Source organism: Pseudomonas sp. WOUb67, assembly GCF_050058005.1.
GTDB classification, from domain to species: Bacteria; Pseudomonadota; Gammaproteobacteria; order Pseudomonadales; family Pseudomonadaceae; genus Aquipseudomonas; species Aquipseudomonas putida_R.
This window is the reverse complement of sequence record NZ_CP170112.1, coordinates 886,657-912,644: the sequence shown is the minus strand read 5'-3', so window position 1 is coordinate 912,644 and position 25,988 is coordinate 886,657. Positions and strand designations below refer to the sequence as shown.

Below are 25,988 nucleotides of genomic sequence, written 5' to 3'. Positions count from 1 at the left end.
GGGCCAGCAGCCATTCGGGCAAAATTGGCAGGTTTCACTGGCCTCTTCGCAGCACAAGGCTGCTCCTACAAGGAATCGCGTACGGTCCTCAGGCCTTGGCCAAATCTGGCAGATCCCCGGAAAGCCCCAGCGCCTGGCGCACAAACACCGCCTTGGCCTCGGGCATCTGCTCCACCAGTTTCAACCCGCTGTTACGTAACCAGCGCAACGGCAGCGGGTTGGCCTGGAACAACCGCTCAAAGCCCTCCATGGCCGCCATCAGCGCCAGGTTGTGCGGCATGCGCCGCCGCTCGTAACGGCTCAACACCTTCACATCCGCCAGCCGCTCACCACGCTCACAGGCATTGACCAACACCTCCGCCAGCACCGCCGCATCGAGAAAGCCCAGGTTCACACCCTGCCCCGCCAGCGGGTGAATGGTGTGCGCAGCATCGCCGATCAAAGCCAGGCCTTCGTCCACATAGCGCTTGGCGTGGCGCTGGCGCAGCGGCACGCACACCCGCGGGTCGGCCTGCAGCACGTCACCCAGGCGCCCCTCGAAGGCCCGCTCCAGGGCCTGCAGGAAGGCGGTTTCATCCAGCGCCATCAACTGCTCGGCATGCTCCGGGGTAGTCGACCACACAATCGAGCACCAATCCTGCTGGCCATCACGGGTCAACGGCAGGAAGGCCAACGGCCCCTCATCGGTGAAACGCTGCCAGGCCGTGCCCTGGTGCCCGGCACTGCAACGCACGCTGGTGACGATGGCATGGTGCAGGTAATCCCATTCGCGGGTTTCGCAACCGGCCAGGCGCCGCACGGCAGAATTGGCACCGTCGGCGGCGATCACCAGCGGTGCCCGCAGCTGCCGGCCATCCGCCAGGGTCAGCAGCCATTCGTCACCCGAGCGACGCAGCTGCTCCAGCCGCGCGTTGGGCAACAGGCCGATGTCGCTGTCGTGCAGGCGCTCCAGCAGGCCATCCTGCACCACCCGGTTCTCGACAATATGGCCAAGCACCTGGGCATGCACGCTGGCGGCCGAGAAGTGAATCTGCCCGGTGCCGCTGCCATCCCACACATGCATGTCGGAATACGGCGTGGCACGCCGCTGGGCAATACCGTCCCAGGCGCCGAGGCGCTCGAGGATGCGCTGGCTGGCCGCCGACAGCGCGCTGACACGTGGCTCGAAGGGCGCCTGGGCGTCGAAGGGCTTGACCGTCAGCGGGCCGCCATCGAGCAAGAGGATTTGCAAGCCACTGTGGCGCAACGCCAGGGCCAGTGCGCTGCCGACCATACCGGCACCGACAATCAACAGATCTGCGCGCATTTCCATGCCTTACGCCAGCCTCGCTTGCGGCTTGAGCCGCACGTATAGGGTTTTATCGACCCGCGCCACCAGCTCGCCGGCGCCATCGCGGATATCGACCTGCAAACGCGGCAGGCACTTCTTGCCGGTGGCGGTCTGCTGGCGGATGTCGTCCAGCAGCGCGTCATCGACGTGGAATTCGGCGTACACCGGGCCTTTGCCCGGCGAGATGAAATCGATGCTGGCGGCCTTGTCCCAGACAATGTAGTCGCGGCCCAACTGCTCGATCAGCAGCAGCATGTAGAACGGGTCGACCATCGAATACAGGCTGCCGCCAAACTGGGTACCGACATAGTTGCGGTTCCAGCGGGTCAGCTTCATCGCCACCTTGACGCTGCGCAGGTCGGGGCTGATGGACTGCACGCGGATGCCCGCCCCCAGGTACGGCGGGTAGAGGTTCAGCATCCAGCGCAACATGCGCGCACGCCGTGCCAGTTTACGCGGGTTGCTCATGCCTGCCCCCGCGGATCGGGGCGGGTGCCCAGGCCCATGGCCTGGCGGGCGAACCAGCTTTTGGCCGGCGGCAGCAGGTCGAGCCCGAGCAGGCCGAGGTTACGCCCGGCAGCCAGCAACGGCTGATTGCTACCGAACAGGCGGGTGACCTGGTCGGAAAAGCCGATGGTCATGGCCTGGTCCAGACGCTGGCGCTGGGCGTATGCCTGCAGCGTGGCCAGGTCGCCAGGCTGCTGCGGGCCGGCCAGCAACGCCTCGGCCAGCGACTGTACATCGCGCAGCGACAGGTTGAAGCCTTGGCCGGCAATGGGGTGCAGGCTGTGCGCGGCATTACCCAGCACCACCAGGTGCGGGCGCACCTGCTCCTGAGCCTCGATCAGCGACAGGGGGTAAAGGTGCCGTGCGCCGACCTGGCGCAACGCGCCCAGGCGATAGCCAAACACGCCTTGCAGCTCACGCAGGAAGCTGCGCTCGTCGATATCGGCCAGGCGCCGCGCATCCATGCCCTGGCGGGTCCACACCAGCGCACAGCGGTTTTCCGGCAACGGCAGCAGGGCCATGGGGCCTTCTTCGGTGAAGCGCTCGAACGCCTGGCCGCCGTGAGCCTCACCGGGGGTGATGTTGGCGATCAACGCGCTCTGCTGGTAGGGCGTGTGGCGCACGTGAATGCCCAACTGCTCGCGCAGGCCAGACCGGCCACCGTCGGCCAGTACTGCCAGGTCGCAGTCCAGCTGGGTCTCGTCATTCAACCGCAGGCGGTAACCGCCTTCGATGGCCTGCATCGAGGTCACTTCCGCCGGGCAGCGCCAGCTCACCACGTCGCTGTCCAGCCCTTGCCACAGGCATTGGCCCAGCCAGGCGTTTTCCACCACGTAACCCAGCGCCGGTACGCCCTCTTCCTGGGCATCCAGGCGGGTGGCGCCGAAACGGCCACGGTCGGACACATGAATTTGCCGGATCGGCTCGGCACGGCGGCCGATGGCCTGCCACAGGCCCTGCTGCTGGTAGATCTGCTGGGTGCCGAACGACAACGCCGAAGAACGCGCATCGTAGCTGGGCTGGAAGCTGTCGCCAGGGGCGAACGGCTCGATCAGCAGGATCTTCCAGCCGCGCGCCTTGGCACCGGCCTGCAGGGTCAGCGCAAGGCTAGCGCCCACCAGGCCCCCGCCAATGATCGCCAGGTTCACGCGGTTCATGCCGCGTCCTTGCGGGCGGCCTGCATCAGCGCCTCGATCTCGGCAACCGTGCGCGGCACACCCGAAGTCAGGATTTCACAACCTTGCCTGGTCACCACCACGTCGTCCTCGATCCTTACACCAATGCCGCGCCATTTTTTGGCCACGGCCTGATTGTCGGCGCCTATGTAGATGCCCGGCTCGACGGTCAGCGCCATGCCGGGCTCCAGCACCCGCCACTCGCCGCCCACCTTGTACTCGCCCACGTCGTGCACATCCATGCCCAGCCAATGCCCGGCACGGTGCATGTAGAAGGCGCGGTAGGCCTCGCTGTCGATCAGCGCCTGCACATCGCCGGTGAGCAGGCCCAGTTCCACCAGGCCTTCGGTAATCACCTGCACGGTCGCCTCATGGGCGTGGTTCCAGTGCTTGCCCGGGGCGATCTCGGCAAACGCTGCGGCCTGGGCCTTGAGCACCAGCTCGTAGATGGCCTTCTGCTCGGGCGAGAACCGCCCGCTGACCGGGAAGGTACGGGTGATGTCGCTGGCGTAGCAGTCGACTTCACAGCCGGCGTCGATCAGCACCAGGTCGCCATCCTTGAGCGGTGCATCGTTCTGCTGATAGTGCAGGATGCAGCCATTGCGCCCGGCCGCGACAATCGAGCCGTAGGCCGGCATCTTCGCCCCGCCCTTGCGGAACTCGTAGTCCAGTTCGGCTTCCAGGCTGTATTCGTGCAGCCCGGCCCGGCAGGCCTGCATGGCCCGCACATGGGCACGCGCCGAGATGGCCGCGGCGGCACGCATCACCTTCACTTCCGCTGCCGATTTATACAGGCGCATGTCGTGCAGCAGATGATCCAGCGCAACGAACTCGTTCGGCGGCTGCGCGCCCAGGCGGGCCTTGGAGCGGATCACGTTGATCCAGTCCATCAGCCGCCGATCGAACTCGGGGTTGCTGCCCATTGCGCTGTATACCCGCTCGCGGCCCTCGATCAGCCCCGGCAGGATTTCGTCGATGTCGGTGATGGGGAAGGCATCGTCGGCGCCGAAATCGCGCACCGCGCCTTCCTGGCCGGCCCGCAGCCCGTCCCACAGCTCGCGCTCCGGGTTGCGTTCACGGCAGAACAACACGTATTCGCCATGTTCACGCCCCGGGATCAGTGCAATGACCGCCTCAGGCTCCGGAAAGCCGCTGAGGTACTGAAAGTCGCTGTCCTGGCGGTACACGTGCTCGACGTCGCGGTTGCGGATGGCAACCGCGGCGGCGGGCAGGATGGCGATGCTGTTGGGGACCATCTGCGCCATCAGCGCCTTGCGCCGACGGGCATACTCGCCCTTGGGAATGTGGCTCATGGGCAGACTACCCCCGGTTGATCAGTGCAGCGATGGCTTGGGCGCGGGTGCGGCAGGTTTGGCCAGCTCGGAGAACAGCAGCAGAGGCGCCACGCGCAGGTATTCCATGACTTCCATGTAGTCGCTCTCGCCGTCTTCGGACTCTTCGAGGGCTTCCTGTACCTGGGAAATGGCCACCAGGTCCTGCAGCACATCCTTGGCTTCGTCGGACAGGTCCTTACCGCCGGCATTCAGGCCGAAACCGGTAATGAAGCCTTGGCACCACTGGCCCAGCGCGGTAGCGCGGTCGCTCAGGGCGGCGTCGTCGGAAGGCAGCAGCAGGACGATGGCCATGTCGTCGCTGGTCAGCTCGCCCTTGACCATTTCCTGCAGGCCGATCAGGGCGTTGCGCACGGTATCACCGGGCTCGTTTTCCAGCAGCTGGGCGGCATCGGCCAGCCAGGCATCGGCGTCAAAGCCGGCGCCGGCGCAGCTGCGGCCGATCAGCAGGCCGTGCAGTTCGGCCGGGGTGACAGGATGACCATTGCTCGAGAGCAGCATGGCGAAGGCGATGTAAGGCGATTGGGTATTGGGCATGGGCAGCTAGGCGCCAGACGGCGCAATGACTAGAATGGAGACCTTGTATCCTAGCACCGGCAGGCGCGCCAAGACCATCGGCACTGGCCGTCGCCGCCCAGGGAGAGGCATCATCGCCAGGTGACTCAACGACGGAGCGAATCGAGTGCAACCCACGCAAGAGAACGACCTTCAGGCACTGATGAGCCGATTCGAGTTGCTGATCGAACGCGTCGAGCAACTAAAACGGCAAAATGCACTCCTAGTAGCTCAGGAAAAATCCTGGCGCGAAGAGCGCGCCCACCTCATCGAAAAGAACGAGATCGCCAAGCGCAAGGTCGAGTCGATGATCTTACGCCTCAAGGCTCTGGAGCAAGACTCATGAGTTCAAGCAATAGCGTCACCGTGCAGATCCTCGACAAGGAATACTCGATCATCTGCCCGCCGGAAGAGCGCAGCAACCTGGTCAGCGCCGCGCGCTACCTGGACGGCAAGATGCGCGAGATCCGCAGCAGCGGCAAGGTGATTGGCGCCGACCGCATCGCGGTCATGGCGGCATTGAACATTACCCACGAAATGCTGCATCGCCAGGAAGACCGCGCCGAAGCCCCGGCCAGCGGCACCAACCGCGAACAGGTGCGCGACCTGCTGGATCGGGTAGACAAGGCTTTGTCCGACGACACGGATACCAAAATCGGCTGAGATTGGTATACTGGCGCCACTCCCTGGTGGATGCGCCAGTCGGTTATGTCCCTGAGCCGATACGCACAACCACGGGGGTTGCACGCTGGGGCCGGTGTGCATGTCCGCCCGACGGAAAGCCTTAACGCCCCCTGCAATCTCCACCTTGAACTTTCGGGTTCAAGGGCTACACCGACAGCGGTCTGATCGGGGAGCCTGAATTCTCTTGCCCGCCCACTCCGGCGGGCAATTCGTTTTGGCCAACCCTCCAGTGGTTGGCCAGTACATCTGGGATCGCCCGTGCCATGACCGACACCGCGCCGCTCACCCGCCCCCAGCTCCGTCGCCTGCTTCGCAATGCCCGCCGCGCCCTTACCCCTGCCCAGCAACGCAAGGCCACCCTCGGCCTGTACCGCCAGCTGGCGCAACACCCATTGTTCCGCCGCGCCCGGCACATTGCCTTGTACCTGCCCAACGACGGCGAAATCGACCCATGCCTACTGTTGCGCGAAGCTCAGCGTCGCGGCAAACGCACCTACCTGCCGGTACTGCACGCCTGGCCGCGCACGCGCATGGTGTTCCAGCGGTTCGAGCAGGGCGAAAAGCTCAAGCCCAACCGCTTCCGTATTCCCGAACCGGTGACGGACCGCAAGCGCCAGCGACCGGTCTGGGCGCTGGACCTGATCCTGCTACCGCTGGTCGGTTTTGACGAAGTGGGCGGGCGCCTGGGCATGGGTGGAGGTTTCTATGACCGCAGCCTGGCCTACCAGGCGCGTCGGCAAACCTGGAAAAAACCATTGCTGCTGGGGCTGGCGCACGAATGCCAGAAGGTCGAGCGGCTGGCGCAGGCCAGCTGGGATGTACCGCTGCAGGGGACGGTCTCGGACCGTGGCTGGTACCTGGCACCGCGTTGAGCGGCGCCAGTGGGGGGCATCAACGTTGCGGCTGGCTGGCGTCGACCGGCATCTGGTAGGCGTTGTCCAGCTTGCGCTCCCACAAACCTTGCGCATAACCGGTAGTGACCACACCCAGGCCAAAAATGAACACCAGGATCCACAGCAGATCCGGCTTTTTGCGTTGATTCATTGAAGATTGCCCCCCAGGCAAACTGTTCAGTGCTTGGCGATTTTTTGGGTATCGCCAGCGCATCGCGCTTTAAACGGGGCGCATTTTCCGACAACCTGCGTCCGCACGCAAACCTTGACGCCAACCGGCTGTCGGTTTCGTGCAACAGGTTATTTCAAACCTTTTCAGGAGCAGCATCCATGGCCTACTGGCTGATGAAATCCGAGCCCGACGAACTCTCCATCGAAGGCCTTGGCCGCCTGGGCGAAGCGCGCTGGGACGGCGTGCGCAACTATCAGGCGCGTAATTTCCTGCGGGCCATGAACGTGGGTGACGAATTTTTCTTCTATCACTCCAGCTGCCCGCAACCGGGCATTGCCGGTATTGCCAGAATCACCCGCGCGGCGTACCCCGACCCTACCGCACTGGACCCACAAAGCCCCTACTACGATGCCAAGGCCACGGCCGACAAGAACCCGTGGAGTGCGGTGGATGTGGCCCATGTGCAAACCCTGCCACGGGTGCTGGAACTGGGCAGGCTGAAGCAGCAGTCCGGCCTGGCCGAGCTGCCGCTGGTGCAGAAAGGCAGCCGCCTGTCGGTGATGCCGGTGACACCCGAACAATGGGCGGTGATTGTCGCGTTGCGTTGAAACAGTGGCTAAGGTCAAGGGTTTGACCGATATCAACACGCCACGCATGGCCCCGCGCCATGATGCGGTGTGCAGAACCGCAAGGATGCAGATCGATGAACCGATACGCCCCCAGAATCTTCGCCACCGCGCTGATCGCCCTGCTCGCAGCAGCCGGAGGGCTGGGGTACTGGAAGTCGCTCCACGACCAGCTGCCCGAAGGCCTGAGCATGGGCAACGGCCGCCTCGAAGCCACCGAAGTACAGATCGCCAGCAAGGTTCCCGGCCGACTGGCCGAAGTGCTGGTCGACGAAGGCGACAAAGTCACCCAAGGCCAGCTACTGGCACGCATCGACACCCGCACCATGGAAGCCCAGCGCACCCAGGCCGAAGCCGAAGTGCTGCGCGCCCGGGAAAACTACGCCGCTGCCCAGGCCAGCGTACAGTTGCGCCAAAGTGAATTGCTGCTGGCCAGCCAGGACCTCAAGCGCGTGCGCGAAATCTTCCAGCGCAAATACGCCAGCCAGCAGCTGCTCGACCAGCAACAGGCACGCTTTGACACCGCCAACGCCGCCGTGGTCGCCGCCCGCGCCCAACTGGCAGCGATCAAGGCCGCCATCGGCGCCGCCGAAGCCCAGGTGGCCCAGCTCACCAGCGAAATCGACGACAGCAGCCTGCGTGCGCCCATCAACGGCATTATCCAGCTGCGCCTGGCCGAGCCCGGTGAAGTGCTGGGTGCCGGCGGCCGCGTGCTGATGCTGATCGACCCCAGCGACCAGTACATGAACCTGTACCTGCCGGCCTCCACCAGCGGCAAGCTGACCGTAGGCGACCAGGCGCGCATCGTGCTCGACGCCCTGCCCGAACGCGCCCTGCCGGCCAAAGTGGCCTTTGTCGCAGCCAAGGCCCAGTTCACCCCCAAACAGGTCGAAACCCGCGACGAACGGCAGAAGCTGGTGTTCCGGGTCAAGCTGCGCCTGACCGACCCAGGCGCCGTACCGCAGGCCAAACCAGGTATGCCGGGCGCCGGCTACGTGCGCACGGCTGAGGTGGACTGGCCGGCCAACCTGCAATGAACGCCCCGGCACTGCTGGCCGAAGGCATCAGCCACCGCTACGGCGACCTGGTGGCGCTGCACACCCTCGGCTTCAGCCTGCCTGCGGGCACCCGCTGCGCGCTGATCGGCCCTGACGGCGCCGGCAAATCGACCTTGCTGGGGTTGATCGCCGGCGTCAAACGCCTGCAACAGGGCGAGCTGCAGGTGCTGGGGGGCTCGATCCGCCAGCGCCGTCATCGCGCGGCGCTGTACCCGAAAGTGGCGTTCATGCCGCAGGGGCTGGGCAACAACCTGTACCCGGAACTGTCGATCAGCGAGAACATCCGCTTTTTCGCCACCCTGTTCGGCCTGGGCCGTCGTGAGTGCGAGCAGCGCATGGCCAACCTGCTGCAGGCCACCGACCTGCAACGCTTTGCCGAGCGCCCGGCCGGCAAGCTGTCGGGTGGCATGAAGCAGAAGCTGGGGCTGTGCTGCGCGCTGATCCACGAGCCGGACCTGCTGATCCTCGACGAACCCACCACCGGCGTCGACCCACTGTCGCGGCGGCGCTTCTGGGAGCTGGTCGAACAGGTTCGCGCACAGCGCCCGCAACTGACCCTGCTGGTGGCGACCGCCTACATGGAAGAGGCCGAACAATTCGAGCATTGCCTGATGCTCGATGGCGGCCGCCTGCTGGCTGCAGGCCCCAGCCACGAATTGGCTGCGGTCACTCCCAGCGGCAAGCTGGACGACGCCTTCACCCACTACCAGGGCGCGGGCAAGGCACAGCATCAACCCCTGCGCATCCCGCCGCGCCCGGCCACCGACGGCCCGGTCGCCATCGAGGCCCACGACCTGACCCTGCGCTTTGGCGACTTCACAGCGGTGAACAAGGTCAGTTTCGCCATTGGCCGTGGCGAGATCTTCGGCTTCCTCGGTTCCAACGGCTGCGGCAAGACCACCACCATGAAAGTGCTCACCGGCCTGATGCCGGCCAGCGAGGGCAGCGCCAGCCTGCTGGGGCGCCCGGTGGACGCCAGCGACCTGGCCACGCGCAAGCGGGTCGGTTTCATGTCGCAAAGCTTCTCGCTGTATGGCGAGCTCAGCACCCGGCAGAACCTGGCCTTGCATGCCCGCCTGTTCGACTTGCCCAAGGCAGAGAGCGCCCAGCGCATCGATGAGTTGATCGAGCGCTTCGACCTCGCCGCTATTGCCGACCAACCGTCGGGCGCCCTGCCCCTTGGCCTGCGCCAGCGCCTGTCATTGGCGGTGGCGGTGCTGCATCGCCCGGAAGTGTTGATTCTCGATGAGCCGACCTCCGGTGTCGACCCGGCCGCCCGCGATGACTTCTGGCGCCTGTTGGTGGAATTGTCACGCGAACAGGGCGTGACCATTTTCCTCTCCACCCATTTCATGAACGAAGCCCAGCGCTGCGACCGCATTTCGTTGATGCATGCCGGGCGGGTGCTGGCTTGCGACACACCGGATGCCCTGCAGCGCCAGTACCAGGGCGACACCCTGGAGGACGCGTTTGTGCGCTGCCTGGAGCAAGCCCAGGCGCTCGCGCCGCAAGCAACGACCAGCTCCGTGCTGGAGCAGCCAGACACGGCCACCCCGCCACTTCACCAGGGCTTCAGCCTGCGTCGCCTGCTGGCGGTGGCCAGCCGTGAGGGCAAGGAACTGCTGCGCGACAAGGTACGGCTGGCCTTCGCCCTGCTGGGCGCGCTGTTCATGATGGTGATCTTCGGCTACGGCATTTCGCTGGATGTGGAAAACCTTGCCTTCGCCGTGCACGACCAGGACCAGAGCCCGCAAAGCCGGGCCTACCTCGAGGCCTTCCGTGGCTCACGCTATTTTGCCGAGCAGGCGCCGATTGCTGACAGCCGCGAGATGCACCAGCGCCTGCAGCGCTCGGAAATCAAACTGGCGCTGGAGATTCCGCCCGGCTTTGGCCGCGACCTGTACGCCGGGCGCCAACCGGTGGTGGCGGCCTGGCTGGACGGCGGCATGCCGTTTCGTGCAGAAACCAGCCGCAACTACGTGGAAGCCGTACACCAGGCCAACCTTGAACAACTGGCAAAGGCCAGCCCACAGCCGCAACCCCGCCAGGACCTGGTGCGCCTGGAAACGCGTTTTCGCTACAACCAGGATGTGGTTAGCGTGAACGCCATCGGCCCGGGCGTGATGGCGCTGATCATGGCCTTCATCCCCGCCATGCTCACAGCGCTGGGCATTGTCCGCGAGAAAGAACTCGGCTCCATCACCAACTTCTACGCCACCCCACTCACCCGCCTGGAGTTCCTGCTTGGCAAGCAGATGCCTTACCTGGCCGTGAGCCTGGTCAACCTGGCGCTACTGGTGGCAATGAACCGCTGGCTATTCGCCGTGCCGCTCAAGGGCAGTGTGCTGGCGCTGGCTTGCGGTGGCGTGGCCTACCTGCTGGCCACCACCAGCCTGGGGCTGCTGATCTCGGCCTTCACCCGCACCCAGATCGCCGCCATCCTCGGCACCATGATCATCACCAGCCTGCCGACCATCCAGTTTTCCGGGCTGATCGTGCCACGCTCGTCGCTGGACGGCGCAGCGGCGGTAATGGGCCAGCTGTTCCCGGCGGGCTACTTCCTCGATATCGCGGTCGGCACCTTCACCAAGGCGCTTGGGTTGCGCGAGCTGTGGCCGCAGTGCCTGATCCTGCTGGGCTTTTTCGCTGCGTTTACCGGCCTGAGCCTGGCCATGCTGAAAAAGCAGGAGGCCTGACATGTCGCGCCTGAACCACACCCTGCGCCTGGGCCTGAAAGAGCTGACCAGCCTGCGCCATGACAGCGTGCTGCTGCTGTTCCTGCTGTATGCCTTCAGCGTGGCGATCTACATGCCGGCAGCCGGCTCGGTGATCGGTGTACACAACGCCAGCGTCGCAGTGGTGGACGAAGACCACAGCCAGCTGTCACGCAAGCTGACCGAAGCCCTGCAACCGCCCGAGTTCCAGCCCGCCGTGGCGCTGGCCCCGGATCACCTGGACCAGGCCATGGACAGCGGCCAGTACACGTTTGTGATCAATGTGCCGGTGAACTTCCAGAGCGACTTGCTGGCCGGGCGCTCGCCAGAGTTGCAGATCAACGTCGACGCCACGGCCATGAGCCAGGCGTTCATGGGCGCCGGCTACATCGGCCGCATCTTCGAGCGCGAACTGCTCGACTACAGCCAGCGTGGCAACGTGCAAAGCCCGGTGCTGATCAACCCCAAGGCGCTGTTCAACCCGAACCTTGAGGGGGGCTGGTTCCTGGCGGTGATCCAGATCGTCAACAACATCACCATCCTGGCGATCATCCTCACCGGCACCGCGCTGCTGCGCGAGCGTGAGCATGGCACCCTCGACCACCTGCTGGTGCTGCCGCTCACCGCGCTGGAAATCATGCTGGCGAAAATCGGCAGCAACGCGCTGGTGGTGGTGATCTGCACGTGGGTTTCGCTGCTGGTGGTGGTGAAAGGTGCACTGGGCGTGCCACTGTCCGGCTCGATGGGGCTGTTCCTGGCCGTGACTGCACTGTACCTGTTCGCCAGTACCGCGCTGGGCATCTTCCTCGCCACCCTGGCACGCTCCACGCCGCAGTTCGGCCTGCTGGCCATCCCGGTGATCATCCCGATGCTGCTGTTGTCAGGCGGCAGCACGCCGCTGGACAGCATGCCGCAGTGGCTGCAATGGGTGATGCAGGGGTCGCCGTCGACGCACTTCGTCAGCCTGGGTACCGCGATCCTGTTCCGGGATGCCGGGTGGGCGGTGGTGTGGCCGGATATCCTGGCGCTGGCGCTGATCGGGCTGGTGTTCTTCAGCGTCGCGCTGGCGCGGTTTCGCCGTAGCCTGGCGTCCTGAGGGCGTGCGAGATCTTTCTGCTCAGGCAATTGGAAAACTGGCACAAAGACAAAGGGCGCCTTTCGGCGCCCTAATCACAGACAGGAGGGCTTGTCATCGCCATATACCTGCCCGGCTCTGTAATAGCTGGTTGACCCAGGATCCACAGAGTCTCGCAAGTCCCTCACGGGAACAGATCGATTATTGCGTATCCTGCATACCACTGGCAACAGTCGGCACTGTTGCCGGATATGTGAAGCCCAGGCTGAAGCCAACAGCAGCCCTTACCGACGCGAAATGCTCAGGCTTCATTGTGAAGGTGAGGAATTCCCGACCACCACCATGTCGTGACTTAACCTGACACCTGTCCAATCTGGCGATCGCAACCGTGTAGATCATGTCGCACTTGGCCCAGCATGTGAGGGCCGTTCCTGGAAGATAACTCGGCAGCTCAACGTGATGCTTGGCTAAGTGATCAGGTGCTGTGGTGCTCAATGGGATGATTGTCACCAACTGGTGATTTTGTCTGTGCTTGCGAAGAACGACGACAGGCCGCACCTTGATCATCTCAGGCACCCGAAAGCCTGAAAAATCGCACATCAGCACAGTCGCCGCTTTCGGCTGGTACTTCAAAGGCATTGCCAATACTCTCGAGCAACTGGAGACAAGCCACAAGTTAACGTGGCTATGGCATCAGAAGCTGAAAACTGGCGGGCTTACAGGAAAGACAGAAAACGCCTACAACCGGAGTTCACCTCGCTTCGGCCTATATGCTTTTTCCATTGCCGGGTTGAATACCTGCACCGTCACTAGGCCGCTATGAGCCTCATAAGGTTTCAGCTCATTGCACGATCAGGTTGTTGAACAGCAAGTCTTCAACAATCGGCTTGCCCTCTTCCGCCTCCAGCACCTGCTGCACCTGCTTCAGCGCCTCTTGGCGAAGGTGTTCCTTGGCCTCGACGTTGCTCATGCTGTCCACGGTCTGCTGGGTGAACAGTGCCACCAGCTGGTTGCGGATCAGCGGTTCGTGGTGCTTCACCGCCTTGGCCGCTTCGTCACCGGTCACGCGCAGGGCCACGTCGGCCTTGTACACGCGCAGCCGCGGGCCGCCGTCGAGGGCATAGTTGCCGACAAAGGGCGGGCTCAGGCTGATGTAGGCGACCTTGGGCGCCCCTTCCTTGGCTTCCTCGGCCATGGCCGCCGCCGGCAGCAGCAGCGCCAGTACCATCAAGATCCACGCTTTCACGAATTCGCTCCTCAATACAGTTGGCGCCAGCTTACCCAGCACGCCGCTCAAACCCAAGCCCGGGCTTATGCCGGCCCATCAGGGCGGGCCATGCTCGTTGACCCGGCAAACGGCCCTCCTACACTTATCGGCCACTACCCGCAAAGGAATAGCCCCGATGAAAGCTGTGTTGTGCAAGACCCTGGGTCCGGCGCGCGACCTGGTACTGGAAGACGTGGCCAGCCCGCAGCCCAAGAAAAACGAGATCCTGCTGGATGTGCAGGCCGCCGGTGTCAATTTCCCCGACACCCTGATCATCGAAGGCAAATACCAGTTCCAGCCACCGCTGCCGTTCTCACCCGGCGGCGAAGCCGCGGGCGTGGTGGCCGCGGTCGGGGAAAAAGCCGGCGCGTTCAAGGTCGGCGACCGGGTCATGGCCCTCACCGGCTGGGGTGCGTTCGCCGAGCAGGTGGCGGTGCCGTTCTACAACGTGCTGCCGATCCCGGCGAGCATGGACTTCACCACCGCTGCGGCGTTTGGCATGACCTATGGCACGTCGATGCACGCCCTGCGTCAGCGCGGGCAGTTGCAAGCAGGCGAGACATTACTGGTACTGGGCGCATCCGGTGGGGTCGGTCTGGCGGCGGTGGAAATCGGCAAGGCCATGGGCGCGCGGGTGATCGCGGCGGCCAGCAGCGCCGAAAAACTGGCCGTGGCCAAGGCCGCCGGGGCAGATGAGCTGATCGACTACAGCCAGGCCAGCCTGCGCGCAGAAATCAAGCGGCTGACCGGTGGCCAGGGCGTGGACGTCATTTACGACCCAGTGGGCGGCGAGTTGTTCGAGCAGGCTGTGCGCGGGCTGGCCTGGAATGGCCGGCTGCTGGTGGTGGGTTTTGCCAGCGGCAGCATTCCACAGCTGGCAGCCAACCTGGTGCTGCTGAAGGGCGCGGCGGTGCTGGGGGTGTTCTGGGGAGCATTTGCCCAGCGCCAGCCGGAAGACAATGCGGCCAATTTCAAGCAGCTGTTTGCCTGGCATGCCGAGGGCAAGCTGAAACCGCTGGTGTCGCAGACTTATCCACTGGCCGAGGCCGGGGCTGCCATCGAGAAGCTGGGGCAGCGGCAGGCTGTGGGTAAGTTGGTGGTGCTGGCCAGGTAAGGCAAGTCCGGCCTCTTCGCGGGTAAACCCGCTCCCACAGGGATCGCGCCGCCCTCAGAGGCTGTGCAGTACCTGTGGGAGCGGGTTTACCCGCGAAGAGGCCGGTACAGGCTAATCACACTTCACGCAGGTTGTGGCACCGCCTGAACCGCGCCTCCAGGTTGCGATCGGGCATCTGGTGGCTGCGCAATGCGTTCAAGGTCTGCTCGACATAGTCCCGCGTGGTGCCATAGCGCCCTTTGGCACTGGCCAGGATCTGGCTGAGCAGCGTGTCCGGCAGGTTCCCGGCATAACACGGCAAATGGCGCTCCAGCACAAAGCCCAGGGCCTGCACCTTGCTGCCATCGCCCAGCCGGCAGCTGAGCCAGTGCGGCCGGTAGGCCGGGTACGGCATCTCCCGCTGCCACAGGGCCATCAGCGAGTCATCCAGGCTGCTTTCATCCAGCCGATAGGCAAAGCCGCTGCAGGAACCACCACGGTCCAGGCCGAACACCAGCCCTGGGGTTTCCGGGGTGCCACGGTGCTCGTGCGACCACAGGTACAAGCCCCGGTGATAACCATGTACCCGCGCGCGCTGGCGTTCCACCGAACTGCACTCCGGGCGCCAGATCAAGGAACCATATGCGAACAGCCACACGGGCCCGCCCTGATGCCGAGACATGGTCGTCTTCATGGAGTTGAACAACTGGTCGTGAGTATGTTGCTGACCGAAGTCGAGTGCCGGAGGGTATGAAACTTCCCAAGACATACTTTCAAGTGCCGACATAAGCTGCCGCCATTATCCCTATGAACTACGGATGTAGCGAGATTCGATTGTGATAACGCCCCAAGCCTCTGTAGCAAGGGCGCTTGCAGTAACCATAGGCCAGAATTGCAGGAATACTCAAGTCCTTGCGCCAGAGTTTCATGCGCGGGTCCGACGACTGGGAATTACTGTTTCGAGAACGGTGAAAGTTATTAGCCAAGGCGGTAACAATTACCGCCTTATACCCACTCGTTCAAACTTCGGTTATTAACCGCGTGGCGCGTAGGCAAACACATCCGCACGCATGCGGTGTGCATCCATGCCGGCTTCGACCAGGGCGTCGAGGGTGGCATAGATCATGTTCGGTGAACCGCTGGCATACACATGCACGGTATTGAGGTCGGCGATGTCCTCGCAGACCGCTTCATGCAGCATGCCGCAGCGGCCTTCCCAGCCGCACAGGTCGCTGACGACCTGGTGCAGGAACAGGTTGGGCAGGCGCTGCCATTCGTCCCAGTGCTCGATCTGGTAGAAATCTTCGGGCCGACGCACGCCCCAGTACAGGTGTACCGGGTGTTTGAAGCCGTTGGCGCGGCAATGCTCGAGCAGGCTGTGCATCTGGCCCATGCCGGTGCCGGCGGCAATCAGCACCAGCGGCCCGTCGGGCAGCTCGGCCAAGTGGGTATCGCCAAACGGCATTTCGATGCGTGCCAAGCCATCACGCTTCAGTTGGTCGATCAGTTGCAGAGCGCTGGGCTCGCGCGCCAGCACGTGCAGCTCCAGCTCACGCCCGGCGTGGGGTGCGGAGGCCAGCGAGAACGCGGCCGGTTTGCCGCCCTCGCGCTCGATCATCAAGTACTGCCCGGCGTGGTAACGCAGCGGCTTGCCGGCCGGCGCGCGCAAACGCACCCGCCAGACGTCGCCACCAACGTCGACGCATTCACTGACGCTGCACGCCAGCTTGCGTACCGGCAGCTCACCCAAGGCGAGCACACCATCCCAGAGCAACACACAGTCCTCCAGCGGTTCGGCAATGCAGGTGAACAGCTCGCCATGATCACGGACTTCGCCGTCCTGGCGTACCCGCCCTTCGACCAACAACGCGGCGCAGACATGGCAATTGCCATTGCGGCAGCTGTTCGGGCAGTCATAGCCCAACCGCCGCGCTCCATCCAGGATCCGTTCCCCGGGTTCGAGCGCCAGCACCGCCCCGGACGGCTGCAACGTTACCTGCATCAATCTATTCCCAACTGATCCCACAGCTCATCGATACGGCGGGTGACGGCTTCGTCCTTGACGATGACCCGCCCCCATTCGCGTGTAGTCTCGCCCGGCCACTTGTGGGTGGCGTCCAGGCCCATCTTCGACCCCAGCCCCGACACCGGCGACGCGAAGTCCAGGTAGTCGATCGGGGTGTTGTCGATCATCACCGTATCACGCTTGGGGTCCATGCGCGTGGTGATGGCCCAGATCACATCGTTCCAGTCACGGGCATTGATATCGTCATCGGTGACAATAACGAACTTGGTGTACATGAACTGTCGCAGGAACGACCACACACCCAGCATTACGCGCTTGGCGTGGCCCGGGTACTGCTTCTTCATGGTCACCACCGCCATGCGGTACGAGCAGCCTTCCGGCGGTAGGTAGAAGTCGGTGATTTCCGGGAACTGCTTCTGCAGGATCGGCACGAACACTTCGTTCAGTGCCACACCAAGAATTGCCGGTTCATCTGGCGGCCGGCCGGTGTAGGTGCTGTGGTAGATCGGCTTCTGCCGGTGGGTAATGCGCTCGACCGTGAACACCGGGAAGCTGTCCACTTCGTTGTAGTAGCCGGTATGGTCGCCATACGGGCCTTCCGGGGCCATTTCCCCCGGGTGGATCACGCCTTCCAGGATGATTTCGGCGGTGGCCGGTACCTGCAGGTTGCTGCCACGGCACTTGACCAGCTCGGTGCGATTGCCGCGCAGCAGGCCGGCGAAGGCATATTCGGAGAGGGTGTCCGGCACCGGGGTCACGGCACCGAGGATGGTCGCCGGGTCCGCACCCAGGGCCACGGCGACCGGGAACGGCTGGCCGGGGTGCTTCTCGCACCACTCACGGTAGTCGAGGGCGCCGCCACGGTGGCTCAGCCAGCGCATGATGACCTTGTTGCGGCCGATGACCTGCTGGCGGTAGATGCCCAGGTTCTGGCGGTCCTTGTTCGGGCCGCGGGTAACGGTAAGGCCCCAGGTGATCAGCGGCGCCACGTCGCCTGGCCAGCAGTGCTGGATCGGCAGTGCGCCCAGGTCGACATCGTCACCCTCGACCACCACTTCCTGGCACACCGCGTCCTTGACCACCTTCGGTGCCATCGACACGACCTTCTTGAAGATCGGCAGCTTGGACCAGGCGTCCTTCAGGCCCTTCGGCGGCTCTGGCTCCTTGAGAAAGGCCAGCAGCTTGCCGATTTCGCGCAGTTCTTCAACCGACTCGGCGCCCATGCCCATGGCCACGCGCTCTGGCGTGCCGAACAGGTTACCAAGCACCGGAATATCGAAGCCGGTGGGCTTTTCGAACAGCAACGCCGGGCCTTTGGCACGCAGGGTGCGGTCGCAGACCTCGGTCATTTCCAGGACTGGGGAGATCGGAACCTGGATGCGCTTGAGTTCGCCGCGCTGCTCCAGGCCACGGATGAAGTCGCGCAAGTCGCGATACTGCATGCATGAGCCTCGTGTTGGCCGTATCGGTCGGGGGTGCAGAGTGTAGCGCCGTTCGGGCATTGTTTGGGGGCAAAAATGCATTGGGGCCGCTTCGCAGCCCTTCGCGGGCTCGCCCGCTCCCACAAGGATCGCACTGATCCTGTGGGAGCGGGCGAGCCCGCGAAGGGGCGCGAAGCGGCCCCAATTACTGCCTGGTCGGGAAGCTTACTTGCGCTTCATCGACAGGAAGAACTCGTCGTTGGTCTTGGTCTGCTTGAGCTTGTCGACCAGGAACTCGATGGCGGCGATTTCGTCCATCGGGTGCAGCAGCTTGCGCAGGATCCACATGCGCTGCAGTTCGTCGTCGGCGGTCAGCAGCTCTTCGCGGCGGGTACCGGAACGGTTGATGTTGATGGCCGGGAACACGCGCTTTTCAGCGATGCGGCGGTCCAGCGGCAGCTCCATGTTGCCGGTGCCCTTGAACTCTTCGTAGATCACTTCGTCCATCTTCGAGCCGGTTTCGACCAGCGCGGTGGCGATGATGGTCAGCGAACCGCCTTCCTCGATGTTACGCGCGGCGCCGAAGAAGCGCTTTGGCTTCTCCAGGGCGTGGGCATCGACACCACCGGTCAGCACCTTGCCGGAGCTCGGGATCACGGTGTTGTAGGCACGCGCCAGACGGGTGATGGAGTCCAGCAGGATGACCACGTCCTTCTTGTGCTCGACCAGGCGCTTGGCCTTTTCGATCACCATTTCGGCAACCTGCACGTGGCGGGTTGGCGGCTCGTCGAAGGTGGAAGCAACCACTTCGCCGCGCACGGTGCGCTGCATTTCGGTCACTTCTTCCGGGCGCTCGTCGATCAGCAGGACGATCAGGTGGCACTCGGGGTTGTTACGGGTGATGTTGGCCGCGATGTTCTGCAGCATGATGGTCTTGCCCGCTTTTGGCGGGGCGACGATCAGGCCACGCTGGCCTTTGCCGATCGGGGCGCACAGGTCGATGACGCGACCGGTCAGGTCTTCGGTGGAGCCGTTACCGGCTTCCATCTTCAGGCGCTTGTTCGGGAATAGCGGCGTCAGGTTCTCGAACAGGATCTTGTTCTTCGCGTTTTCCGGACGGTCGAAGTTGATGGTATCAACCTTCAGCAGGGCGAAGTAACGCTCCCCTTCCTTCGGCGGGCGGATCTTGCCGACGATGGTGTCGCCGGTACGCAGGTTGAAACGGCGGATCTGGCTAGGCGAGACGTAGATATCGTCCGGGCCGGCCAGGTAGGACGCATCAGCCGAGCGCAGGAAACCGAAACCATCCTGGAGAATCTCCAGCACGCCGTCACCCGAAATCTCTTCGCCGCTCTTCGCGTGCTTCTTCAGCAGGGCGAAGATCACGTCCTGTTTGCGCGAACGGGCCATGTTCTCGATGCCCATCTGTTCGGCCATTTCCAAAAGATCGGTAATCGGCTTTTGCTTGAGTTCAGTCAGGTTCATAAGGGGAGTGACGTAATCATGTAAGAAGGGAGAATTAAGCTTCTGGCTTAATGAGGCCGCGCCGCTAGATGGCGACAGGATCGCGTACTGATTCGAATTGGGGATGCTTCGGCGACGGCACGTAGAGGGCACTGGAAAAGCAGTGCGAGGCCGAATGTAACACTTGCTTTTTTCTGCGTCTAGTGCTCTGAAAAAGAAAAACCCCGCATTTGCGGGGCTTTTTTCACATCACAGGTGGGCGTCGAGGAACGCGGCCAGCTGCGACTTGGACAGCGCGCCAACCTTGGTGGCTTCGACGTTGCCGTTCTTGAACAGCATCAGCGTCGGGATACCACGCACGCCGTGCTTGGCCGGGGTTTCCTGGTTCTCGTCGATGTTCAGCTTGGCAATGGTCAGCTTGCCTTTGTAGGTTTCGGCGATGTCGTCCAGTACTGGAGCGATCATCTTGCATGGACCGCACCATTCAGCCCAGTAGTCAACCAGTACCGCGCCTTCGGCCTTCAGTACATCGGCTTCGAAGGAGGCGTCGTTGACGTGTTTGATCAGATCGCTGCTCATGGATATCTCCAGGGTCGTAAGCAAAAAACGTTGCCCATCATAGCCGCACCCGCCGCCTACAGGAAGCCACGCACGATTGAGTGTAACTATAGTTGTGCAAGACGCCGCGAATCGAAACTGTCATACAGCCGTCATAGAATCGAATGGCACATTGCCTTGCATCAAGGCCAGCACATCGGCTGCGTGTCACGCGTTGGCGCCAGCCTGCTATCGTGGCACGATTGCCGGGTTAACGACCGAGAACAACCAGATCATGCCGCATACCATCGCGAAGAACCTGTCCCTGATCGCCGCCATCGACCTTGGCTCCAACAGTTTTCACATGGTCGTGGCCAAGGCCCACCATACCGAAATCCGCATTCTCGAGCGGCTCGGCGAGAAGGTTCAGCTTGCCGCCGGCATCGACGAAGAACGCAAACTCAGTGAAGAGGCAATGGAACGAGGCCTGGATTGCCTCAAGCGCTTTTCGCAGCTGATCAACGGCATGCCGGCAGGCTCCGTGCGTATCGTCGGTACCAACGCCTTGCGCGAAGCGCGCAACCGTAACGAGTTCATCCAGCGCGCCGAAGCCATCCTCGGCCACCCGGTGGAGGTCATCTCCGGCCGTGAAGAGGCGCGCCTGATCTACCTGGGCGTTTCGCACACCCTGGCCGACACCCCCGGCAAACGCCTGGTGGCCGACATCGGCGGCGGCAGCACCGAGTTCATCATCGGCCAGCGCTTCGAGCCGCTGCTGCGCGAAAGCCTGCAGATGGGCTGCGTCAGCTTCACCCAGCGCTACTTCCGCGACGGCAAGATCACCCCGGCCCGCTACGCCCAGGCCTACACGGCCGCGCGCCTGGAACTGATGAGCATCGAGCATGCCCTGCATCGCCTGACCTGGGACGAGGCCATCGGCTCGTCCGGCACCATCCGCGCCATCGGCGCCGCCATCAAGGCCGGTGGCCTGGGCAACGGTGAGGTCAACGCCGAGGGCCTGGCCTGGGTCAAGCGCAAGCTGTTCAAGCTGGGTGAAGTCGACAAGATCGACTTCGACGGCATCAAGCCGGACCGCCGCACGATCTTCCCGGCGGGCATGGCCATTCTCGAGGCAATCTTCGACGCGCTGGAGCTGCAGCGCATGGGCCACTGTGACGGCGCCCTGCGCGAAGGGGTGCTGTTCGACCTGCTCGGCCGCCACCACCATGAAGACGTGCGCGAACGCACCCTCAACTCGTTGATGGAGCGTTACCACGTGGACCAGGGCCAGGCTGCGCGCGTGGAACGCAAGGCACTGCATGCCTTCGACCAAGTGGCCGATGCCTGGGGGCTGAAAGACGGAAATTGGCGCGATCTGCTGGGCTGGGCGGCGAAAGTGCACGAAATCGGCCTCGATATCGCCCACTATCACTACCACAAGCACGGCGCCTACTTGATCGAGCACTCCGACCTGTCGGGCTTCTCCCGCGAGGACCAGCAGATGATGGCTTTGCTGGTGCGCGGCCACCGCCGCAACATCCCCAAGGACAAATTCGCCGAACTGGGTGACGAAGGGGTCAAGTTGCTGCGCCTGTGCGTGCTGCTGCGCTTCGCCATTCTGTTCCACCACATCCGTGGCAATCAGCAGATGCCGAAGGTGGTGCTCAAGGCTGGCGATGCAAGCCTGGATGTGGCCTTCCCTGAAGGCTGGCTGGAGCAGAATCAGCTGACCCAGGCCGACTTCGCCAACGAGGCGGAGTGGCTGGCCCGGGTCAGCTTCGTCCTCAGCGTACGTTGAGGACCGGGTTGCTCAGGCGCTCCAGCAGGGTCGCCTGGGCACTGCGCGGGTTCTGGTTGCCAGTCGGGGTGATGCGCACGTAGCGCCCGTCTGGCTGCAAGGTCCAGGCGTGGGTGTTGTCGGTCAGGTAGCCTTCCAGCTCCTTCTTCACCCGCAGCAACAGCTTCTTGCCTTCCACCGGGAAGCAGGTCTCGACGCGCTTGTCGAGGTTGCGCTCCATCCAGTCGGCACTGGACAGGTAGATCTGCTCTTCGCCGCCATTGAGGAAGTAGAACACCCGGGTGTGCTCCAGGAAGCGGCCGATGATCGAGCGGACCTGAATATTGTGTGAAACCCCCGGAATGCCTGGGCGCAGGCAGCACATGCCACGCACCACCAGGTCGATCTTCACACCCGACTGGCTGGCCTTGTACAGCGCCTTGATGACCTTGGCGTCGGTCAGCGAGTTGAACTTGGCAATGATGTGCGCGGGCTTGCCTTCAAGGGCGAACTGGGTTTCCCGCGCGATCATGTCGAGCATGCCCTTCTTCAGGGTGAACGGCGCGTGCAGCAGCTTTTTCATGCGCAGCGTCTTGCCCATGCCGATCAGCTGGCTGAACAGCTTGCCGACGTCTTCGGTGAGCGCGTCGTCAGAGGTCAGCAGGCTGTAGTCGGTGTACAAGCGGGCGTTGCCGGCGTGGTAGTTACCGGTGCCCAGGTGCGCATAGCGCACGATCTCGCCCTGCTCGCGGCGCAGGATCAACATCATCTTGGCGTGAGTCTTGAAGCCGACCACACCGTAGATCACCACCGCACCGGCCGCTTGCAGGCGGCTGGCCATCTGCAGGTTGGACTCTTCGTCGAAGCGTGCGCGCAATTCGATCACCGCGGTGACCTCCTTGCCGTTACGCGCCGCGTCCACCAGGGCATCGACAATTTCCGAGTTGGCCCCGGAACGGTACAGGGTCTGGCGCACGGCGAGCACGTGCGGGTCCTTGGCGGCCTGGCGCAGCAGGTCGACCACCGGGGTGAAGGACTCGAACGGGTGCATCAGCAGGATGTCCTGCTTGCTGATCACGCTGAAAATGTTGTCGGCGTTCACCAGCAGCTTGGGGATTGCCGGGGTGAACGGCGTGTACTGAAGCTCCGGGTGGCTGTCCAGGCCGGTAATGCTGAACAGGCGGGTGAGGTTGACCGGGCCATTGACCTGGTACAACTCGCTTTCGCTGAGGCTGAACTGCTTGAGCAGGTAGTCCGACAGGTGTTTCGGGCAGGTGTCGGCAACTTCCAGGCGCACGGCGTCGCCGTAACGGCGCGAGAACAGCTCGCCACGCAGGGCGCGGGCCAGGTCGTCGACTTCTTCAGAGTCCAGCGCCAGGTCGGCGTTACGGGTCAGGCGGAACTGGTAGCAGCCCTTCACCTTCATGCCCTGGAACAGGTCGTCGGCGTGCGCGTGGATCATCGACGACAGGAACACGTAGTTGGCGCCCGGGCCGCCCACCTCTTCAGGCACGCGGATAACCCGCGGCAGCAGGCGTGGGGCCGGGATGATCGCCAGGCCCGAGTCGCGGCCGAAGGCATCGACCCCCTCCAGCTCGACGATGAAGTTGAGGCTCTTGTTCACCAGCAGCGGGAACGGGTGAGTCGGGTCGAGGCCGATCGGGGTGATGATCGGGGCGATTTCGTCGCGGAAATAGCGGCGCACCCAGGTCTTGAGCTTGGGCGTCCAGTAACGGCGGCGGATAAAGCGGATCTGGTGCTTTTCCAGCTCCGGCAGCAGCACGTCGTTGAGGATCGCGTACTGGCGCTCTACCTCGATGTGCACCAGCTCGCTGATACGCGCCAGCGCCTGGTGCGGCTGCAGGCCGTCGGCACCGGCCTGTTCACGGGCGAAGTTGATCTGCTTCTTAAGGCCGGCGACGCGGATCTCGAAGAACTCGTCGAGGTTGCTGGAGAAGATCAACAGGAACTTGAGCCGTTCGAGCAGGGGGTAGTTCTCGTCCAGGGCCTGTTCCAGCACGCGGATGTTGAACTGCAACTGCGAGAGTTCGCGATGAATGTACAGGCTGCTGTCGTCCAGGCCAGGGACGGTGATTGCCGGGGCCGGTACGGGCGTGGGCGCCGCGGCCACAGGCTCGGCCACCTGCTCCTCTACGGGCTCGGGTTCGGGCGCCGGCGGCAGGTCTGGCGGGGTCTGCACCAACTCTTCGGGGAGCTCCTGGGCATCCTTGATCGCGACAGGGGTGAGCACTTCATTATTCATCTGGCGTTCCTGAGGACGTTAACGCCCTATCATCAATTGAGCGGCAAGATAAGCGCCCATTATGACGCCTGTGTTACACACCAGGGCAAGCCATGGCGCGTGGCCTCTGGCATTGTCTGTGTAGGAATTGTTCACGTCGAGACACATTTGGACACTTTCACGAATGCGCGCGAAGGGGTAGGCTGCGCGTTCATTTCGCCAGCACCTCAGAAAATGCTTCAACAATTCCTGCAGGATTTCGGCTACTTTGCCCTTTTTCTAGGCACCTTCTTCGAAGGCGAGACCATCCTGGTGCTTGCGGGTTTCCTTGCGTTCCGTGGGTACATGGACATCAAGCTGGTGTGCCTGGTGGCGTTCCTGGGCAGCTATGCCGGCGACCAGCTGTGGTACTTCATGGGCCGCCGCCACGGGCGCAGGATCCTGGCGCGCAAACCACGCTGGCAAGCAATGGGTGACCGGGCGCTGGACCACATCCGCCGCCACCCCGACATCTGGGTGCTGAGCTTCCGCTTCGTCTATGGCCTGCGTACGGTCATGCCGGTGGCCATTGGCCTGTCGGGCTACCCGCCGCGTCGCTACCTGCTGCTCAATGGCTTGGGCGCGGCCATCTGGGCAATCGCCCTGGGCGCGGCGGCGTACCACTTCGGCGCCATTCTCGAAGGCCTGCTGGGCAACGTGAAGCGTTACGAGCTATGGGTACTTGGTGGCCTGGTGGGGCTGGGCGTCCTGCTGTGGCTGCGCCGGCGCTTCCGCACCTTGCGCGCGGAGCGCAAGGCGGCGGACCTGGCCCAGGCCCCACAGGCTGAGAAGGCTGTAGACCACGAGCAGGAACCAGGCCAGCGGCGCGACCACCGCTAGGCCCAGTGCGCCGGCCAGGTACAGCGCCGGCGCATTCACCACCAGCCGCGCCAGCTCCAGGCGCGCAGCCCAGGGCCGGTTCTCCAGCAACCCGCCCAGTACGAACAGACCAAACGCCATCAGCGACCAGCCGAGCACCAGCGCGGCGGCCGGCACGCGTTCGGCGACGTCCATCAGGTAGCTGCCCAAGGCCACATAAACCACGAACTGCGCCGCCACGTAGGCTTGTTGCGGGCGACCCAGGGCAATCTCGAACTTGCGAAACGCCGCCAGGTCCTGCTTTGCTTGCGGGTAGCGTGCGGCCACATCGGCCGGGCGCCAGCCAGTGGGCATGAACCAGATGCGCAGCTTGTCCCGCAGGCTGGCGGTGTGCCGGGCGTCATGCCAGAGCTGGGCATAGAACTGCAGGTTGGCCCACAGCGGGTTCCAGCTGGCCAGCGGGGTGGTTACCCCGAACACCACCGGCTCGGCCGGGTCCTCCTCTTTGAAGGTGCCGAACAGACGGTCCCAGAGAATGAACACACCGCCGTAGTTGCGATCCAAGTAAACAGGGTTTTGCGCATGGTGGACGCGATGGTTGGATGGCGTGATCAACACCCACTCAAGCCAGCCAAGCTTGGGGATGTGCCGGCTATGCACCCAGAACTGGTACAGCAGGTTGAGCGATGCCACGGTGATGAACACCAGTGGCGGCACGCCCAGCAGCGCCAGCGGCAGGTAGAAGATCCACGAAAAGATGAACCCGCTACTGGTCTGGCGCAGCGCGGTGGTGAGGTTGTATTCCTCGCTCTGGTGATGCACCGAATGCGCGGCCCACAGCACGTTGCGTTCATGGCCCAGGCGGTGCAGCCAGTAGTAGCAGAAGTCGTACAGGACAAAGGCCAGCACCCATACCCACCAGGCTTCGGGCGGCAGGCGCAACAGTGCCAGGTGCTCGAACGCCAGGTCATAGGTCACCAGCCCTGCGCCTTTGGTCAGCAACCCGGTGCTGGTCGACAGCGCGCCGGTGCTCAGGCTATTTATCGAATCGGCCAGGGTAAAGTTGCGCTGGCCACGCACACGGTCGGCCACCAGCTCCACGGCGATGAGCACGAAGAAGAACGGCACGGCCAGCAGTATCAGGTCCATGGGTACAGCCTCA

The 25,988-nt window shown here is 63.7% G+C and carries 24 protein-coding genes, 1 other RNA gene and 1 pseudogene; 11 read left to right on the top strand and 15 right to left on the bottom strand.

Annotation, left to right across the window (positions count from 1 at the left end; all coding sequences use genetic code 11):
• Positions 1-88: 88 nt before the first annotated feature.
• The 5 genes from ABOC32_RS04095 to ABOC32_RS04075 are packed head-to-tail and all read right to left on the bottom strand — an operon-like array spanning position 89 to position 4,901.
• Complete coding sequence (locus ABOC32_RS04095; RefSeq protein WP_426810202.1) at positions 89-1,306, bottom strand: 2-octaprenyl-3-methyl-6-methoxy-1,4-benzoquinol hydroxylase; 1,218 nt, start codon at positions 1,304-1,306, stop codon at positions 89-91.
• A 9-nt stretch (positions 1,307-1,315) separates the two neighbouring features.
• Positions 1,316-1,798 carry a DUF4442 domain-containing protein gene (locus tag ABOC32_RS04090; RefSeq protein WP_016489741.1) on the bottom strand — a complete coding sequence of 161 codons (483 nt, stop codon included), beginning with the start codon at positions 1,796-1,798 and terminating at the stop codon, positions 1,316-1,318.
• A complete protein-coding gene (ubiH, locus tag ABOC32_RS04085) occupies positions 1,795-2,994 on the bottom strand; it encodes a 2-octaprenyl-6-methoxyphenyl hydroxylase (protein ID WP_426810201.1) in 1,200 nt (399 codons plus the stop codon). The genes ABOC32_RS04090 and ubiH overlap by 4 nt, the downstream gene beginning before the upstream one ends.
• Positions 2,991-4,325, bottom strand: a complete 1,335-nt coding sequence (gene pepP, locus ABOC32_RS04080; protein WP_426810200.1) for a Xaa-Pro aminopeptidase — start codon at positions 4,323-4,325, stop codon at positions 2,991-2,993. The genes ubiH and pepP overlap by 4 nt, the downstream gene beginning before the upstream one ends.
• A gap of 21 nt (positions 4,326-4,346) precedes the next feature.
• Complete coding sequence (locus ABOC32_RS04075; protein ID WP_043198934.1) at positions 4,347-4,901, bottom strand: YecA family protein; 555 nt, start codon at positions 4,899-4,901, stop codon at positions 4,347-4,349.
• 181 nt (positions 4,902-5,082) lie between these two features.
• Here ABOC32_RS04075 and ABOC32_RS04070 point away from each other — a divergent pair, with 181 nt between their 5' ends.
• The 4 genes from ABOC32_RS04070 (at position 5,083) to ABOC32_RS04055 (ending at position 6,475) form a co-directional block, all read left to right on the top strand.
• Entirely contained in the window at positions 5,083-5,265 is a 183-nt protein-coding gene (locus ABOC32_RS04070; protein ID WP_029886233.1) for a TIGR02449 family protein, read from the top strand.
• Positions 5,262-5,582 carry a cell division protein ZapA gene (locus ABOC32_RS04065; RefSeq protein ID WP_234226386.1) on the top strand — a complete coding sequence of 107 codons (321 nt, stop codon included), beginning with the start codon at positions 5,262-5,264 and terminating at the stop codon, positions 5,580-5,582. Before ABOC32_RS04070 ends, ABOC32_RS04065 begins: the two co-directional genes overlap by 4 nt.
• A gap of 17 nt (positions 5,583-5,599) precedes the next feature.
• A non-coding RNA gene (gene ssrS / locus ABOC32_RS04060) (6S RNA) lies at positions 5,600-5,779 on the top strand.
• Between the two features lie 87 nt (positions 5,780-5,866).
• Complete coding sequence (locus tag ABOC32_RS04055) at positions 5,867-6,475, top strand: 5-formyltetrahydrofolate cyclo-ligase (RefSeq protein ID WP_016502165.1); 609 nt, start codon at positions 5,867-5,869, stop codon at positions 6,473-6,475.
• Between the two features lie 19 nt (positions 6,476-6,494).
• Here ABOC32_RS04055 and ABOC32_RS04050 read toward each other — a convergent pair whose 3' ends face one another.
• On the bottom strand, positions 6,495-6,647 hold the full coding sequence (locus tag ABOC32_RS04050) for a hypothetical protein (RefSeq protein ID WP_019470968.1): 153 nt from the start codon (positions 6,645-6,647) through the stop codon (positions 6,495-6,497).
• Between the two features lie 179 nt (positions 6,648-6,826).
• Between ABOC32_RS04050 and ABOC32_RS04045 the strand changes: the two genes are divergently transcribed.
• The 4 genes from ABOC32_RS04045 to ABOC32_RS04030 all read left to right on the top strand — a co-directional run bounded on the left by ABOC32_RS04045 (position 6,827) and on the right by ABOC32_RS04030 (position 12,162).
• Positions 6,827-7,276, top strand: a complete 450-nt coding sequence (locus tag ABOC32_RS04045; protein WP_426810199.1) for an EVE domain-containing protein — start codon at positions 6,827-6,829, stop codon at positions 7,274-7,276.
• Between the two features lie 95 nt (positions 7,277-7,371).
• Entirely contained in the window at positions 7,372-8,331 is a 960-nt protein-coding gene (locus ABOC32_RS04040) for an HlyD family secretion protein (protein WP_426810198.1), read from the top strand.
• Positions 8,328-11,048 carry a ribosome-associated ATPase/putative transporter RbbA gene (gene rbbA, locus ABOC32_RS04035; RefSeq protein WP_426810197.1) on the top strand — a complete coding sequence of 907 codons (2,721 nt, stop codon included), beginning with the start codon at positions 8,328-8,330 and terminating at the stop codon, positions 11,046-11,048. Before ABOC32_RS04040 ends, rbbA begins: the two co-directional genes overlap by 4 nt.
• A gap of 1 nt (position 11,049) precedes the next feature.
• Positions 11,050-12,162, top strand: coding sequence for an ABC transporter permease (locus ABOC32_RS04030; RefSeq protein ID WP_426810196.1), 1,113 nt, complete (start codon positions 11,050-11,052; stop codon positions 12,160-12,162).
• Between the two features lie 180 nt (positions 12,163-12,342).
• Here the strand turns inward: ABOC32_RS04030 and ABOC32_RS04025 are convergent, their stop codons facing one another.
• Positions 12,343-12,780 carry a type II toxin-antitoxin system PemK/MazF family toxin gene (locus tag ABOC32_RS04025; protein ID WP_426810195.1) on the bottom strand — a complete coding sequence of 146 codons (438 nt, stop codon included), beginning with the start codon at positions 12,778-12,780 and terminating at the stop codon, positions 12,343-12,345.
• Positions 12,781-12,982: 202 nt separating this feature from the next.
• A complete protein-coding gene (locus ABOC32_RS04020) occupies positions 12,983-13,387 on the bottom strand; it encodes a flagellar basal body-associated protein FliL (RefSeq protein WP_043198946.1) in 405 nt (134 codons plus the stop codon).
• A gap of 157 nt (positions 13,388-13,544) precedes the next feature.
• Here ABOC32_RS04020 and ABOC32_RS04015 point away from each other — a divergent pair, with 157 nt between their 5' ends.
• Positions 13,545-14,522, top strand: coding sequence for an NADPH:quinone oxidoreductase family protein (locus ABOC32_RS04015; RefSeq protein WP_426810194.1), 978 nt, complete (start codon positions 13,545-13,547; stop codon positions 14,520-14,522).
• A gap of 115 nt (positions 14,523-14,637) precedes the next feature.
• Here the strand turns inward: ABOC32_RS04015 and ABOC32_RS04010 are convergent, their stop codons facing one another.
• The 5 genes from ABOC32_RS04010 to trxA form a co-directional block, all read right to left on the bottom strand.
• Positions 14,638-15,288, bottom strand: a complete 651-nt coding sequence (locus tag ABOC32_RS04010; protein ID WP_041167937.1) for a gamma-glutamylcyclotransferase — start codon at positions 15,286-15,288, stop codon at positions 14,638-14,640.
• A 246-nt stretch (positions 15,289-15,534) separates the two neighbouring features.
• Positions 15,535-16,503: a CDP-6-deoxy-delta-3,4-glucoseen reductase gene (locus ABOC32_RS04005; protein ID WP_086978524.1), complete on the bottom strand. Its 969-nt coding sequence runs from the start codon at positions 16,501-16,503 to the stop codon at positions 15,535-15,537.
• Positions 16,503-17,969, bottom strand: a complete 1,467-nt coding sequence (gene ubiD, locus ABOC32_RS04000; protein ID WP_234226371.1) for a 4-hydroxy-3-polyprenylbenzoate decarboxylase — start codon at positions 17,967-17,969, stop codon at positions 16,503-16,505. Before ubiD ends, ABOC32_RS04005 begins: the two co-directional genes overlap by 1 nt.
• A 204-nt stretch (positions 17,970-18,173) precedes the next feature.
• Complete coding sequence (rho, locus tag ABOC32_RS03995; protein WP_003253661.1) at positions 18,174-19,433, bottom strand: transcription termination factor Rho; 1,260 nt, start codon at positions 19,431-19,433, stop codon at positions 18,174-18,176.
• Positions 19,434-19,661: 228 nt separating this feature from the next.
• Positions 19,662-19,991 (bottom strand): thioredoxin TrxA, encoded by a 330-nt coding sequence (gene trxA, locus ABOC32_RS03990; RefSeq protein ID WP_426810193.1) that lies wholly within the window; start codon positions 19,989-19,991, stop codon positions 19,662-19,664.
• A 253-nt stretch (positions 19,992-20,244) separates the two neighbouring features.
• Between trxA and ppx the strand changes: the two genes are divergently transcribed.
• On the top strand, positions 20,245-21,747 hold the full coding sequence (gene ppx, locus ABOC32_RS03985) for an exopolyphosphatase (protein WP_426810192.1): 1,503 nt from the start codon (positions 20,245-20,247) through the stop codon (positions 21,745-21,747).
• Here the strand turns inward: ppx and ppk1 are convergent.
• A complete protein-coding gene (ppk1, locus tag ABOC32_RS03980) occupies positions 21,734-23,989 on the bottom strand; it encodes a polyphosphate kinase 1 (protein WP_426810191.1) in 2,256 nt (751 codons plus the stop codon). The two genes, ppx and ppk1, sit on opposite strands and share 14 nt — an antisense overlap.
• Positions 23,990-24,202: 213 nt before the next feature.
• Here ppk1 and ABOC32_RS03975 point away from each other — a divergent pair, with 213 nt between their 5' ends.
• On the top strand, positions 24,203-24,847 hold the full coding sequence (locus ABOC32_RS03975) for a DedA family protein (RefSeq protein ID WP_176393918.1): 645 nt from the start codon (positions 24,203-24,205) through the stop codon (positions 24,845-24,847).
• 501 nt (positions 24,848-25,348) lie between these two features.
• On the opposite strand, the pseudogene ABOC32_RS03970 reads toward ABOC32_RS03975, so the two are convergent.
• Positions 25,349-25,975 (bottom strand): annotated as a pseudogene (locus ABOC32_RS03970) (sterol desaturase family protein); the annotation flags it as partial.
• Positions 25,976-25,988 lie beyond the last annotated feature (13 nt).

Bases quoted from the DNA above. Each gene is read 5' to 3' on its own strand.
- ABOC32_RS04095 (WP_426810202.1), bottom strand. From the start codon at position 1,306: ATGCGCGCAGATCTGTTGATTGTCGGTGCCGGTATGGTCGGCAGCGCA.
- ABOC32_RS04090 (WP_016489741.1), bottom strand. From the start codon at position 1,798: ATGAGCAACCCGCGTAAACTGGCACGGCGTGCGCGCATGTTGCGCTGG.
- ubiH (WP_426810201.1), bottom strand. From the start codon at position 2,994: ATGAACCGCGTGAACCTGGCGATCATTGGCGGGGGCCTGGTGGGCGCT.
- pepP (WP_426810200.1), bottom strand. From the start codon at position 4,325: ATGAGCCACATTCCCAAGGGCGAGTATGCCCGTCGGCGCAAGGCGCTG.
- ABOC32_RS04075 (WP_043198934.1), bottom strand. From the start codon at position 4,901: ATGCCCAATACCCAATCGCCTTACATCGCCTTCGCCATGCTGCTCTCG.
- ABOC32_RS04070 (WP_029886233.1), top strand. From the start codon at position 5,083: ATGAGCCGATTCGAGTTGCTGATCGAACGCGTCGAGCAACTAAAACGG.
- ABOC32_RS04065 (WP_234226386.1), top strand. From the start codon at position 5,262: ATGAGTTCAAGCAATAGCGTCACCGTGCAGATCCTCGACAAGGAATAC.
- ABOC32_RS04055 (WP_016502165.1), top strand. From the start codon at position 5,867: ATGACCGACACCGCGCCGCTCACCCGCCCCCAGCTCCGTCGCCTGCTT.
- ABOC32_RS04050 (WP_019470968.1), bottom strand. From the start codon at position 6,647: ATGAATCAACGCAAAAAGCCGGATCTGCTGTGGATCCTGGTGTTCATT.
- ABOC32_RS04045 (WP_426810199.1), top strand. From the start codon at position 6,827: ATGGCCTACTGGCTGATGAAATCCGAGCCCGACGAACTCTCCATCGAA.
- ABOC32_RS04040 (WP_426810198.1), top strand. From the start codon at position 7,372: ATGAACCGATACGCCCCCAGAATCTTCGCCACCGCGCTGATCGCCCTG.
- rbbA (WP_426810197.1), top strand. From the start codon at position 8,328: ATGAACGCCCCGGCACTGCTGGCCGAAGGCATCAGCCACCGCTACGGC.
- ABOC32_RS04030 (WP_426810196.1), top strand. From the start codon at position 11,050: ATGTCGCGCCTGAACCACACCCTGCGCCTGGGCCTGAAAGAGCTGACC.
- ABOC32_RS04025 (WP_426810195.1), bottom strand. From the start codon at position 12,780: ATGCCTTTGAAGTACCAGCCGAAAGCGGCGACTGTGCTGATGTGCGAT.
- ABOC32_RS04015 (WP_426810194.1), top strand. From the start codon at position 13,545: ATGAAAGCTGTGTTGTGCAAGACCCTGGGTCCGGCGCGCGACCTGGTA.
- ABOC32_RS04010 (WP_041167937.1), bottom strand. From the start codon at position 15,288: ATGTCGGCACTTGAAAGTATGTCTTGGGAAGTTTCATACCCTCCGGCA.
- ABOC32_RS04005 (WP_086978524.1), bottom strand. From the start codon at position 16,503: ATGCAGGTAACGTTGCAGCCGTCCGGGGCGGTGCTGGCGCTCGAACCC.
- ubiD (WP_234226371.1), bottom strand. From the start codon at position 17,969: ATGCAGTATCGCGACTTGCGCGACTTCATCCGTGGCCTGGAGCAGCGC.
- rho (WP_003253661.1), bottom strand. From the start codon at position 19,433: ATGAACCTGACTGAACTCAAGCAAAAGCCGATTACCGATCTTTTGGAA.
- trxA (WP_426810193.1), bottom strand. From the start codon at position 19,991: ATGAGCAGCGATCTGATCAAACACGTCAACGACGCCTCCTTCGAAGCC.
- ppx (WP_426810192.1), top strand. From the start codon at position 20,245: ATGCCGCATACCATCGCGAAGAACCTGTCCCTGATCGCCGCCATCGAC.
- ppk1 (WP_426810191.1), bottom strand. From the start codon at position 23,989: ATGAATAATGAAGTGCTCACCCCTGTCGCGATCAAGGATGCCCAGGAG.
- ABOC32_RS03975 (WP_176393918.1), top strand. From the start codon at position 24,203: ATGCTTCAACAATTCCTGCAGGATTTCGGCTACTTTGCCCTTTTTCTA.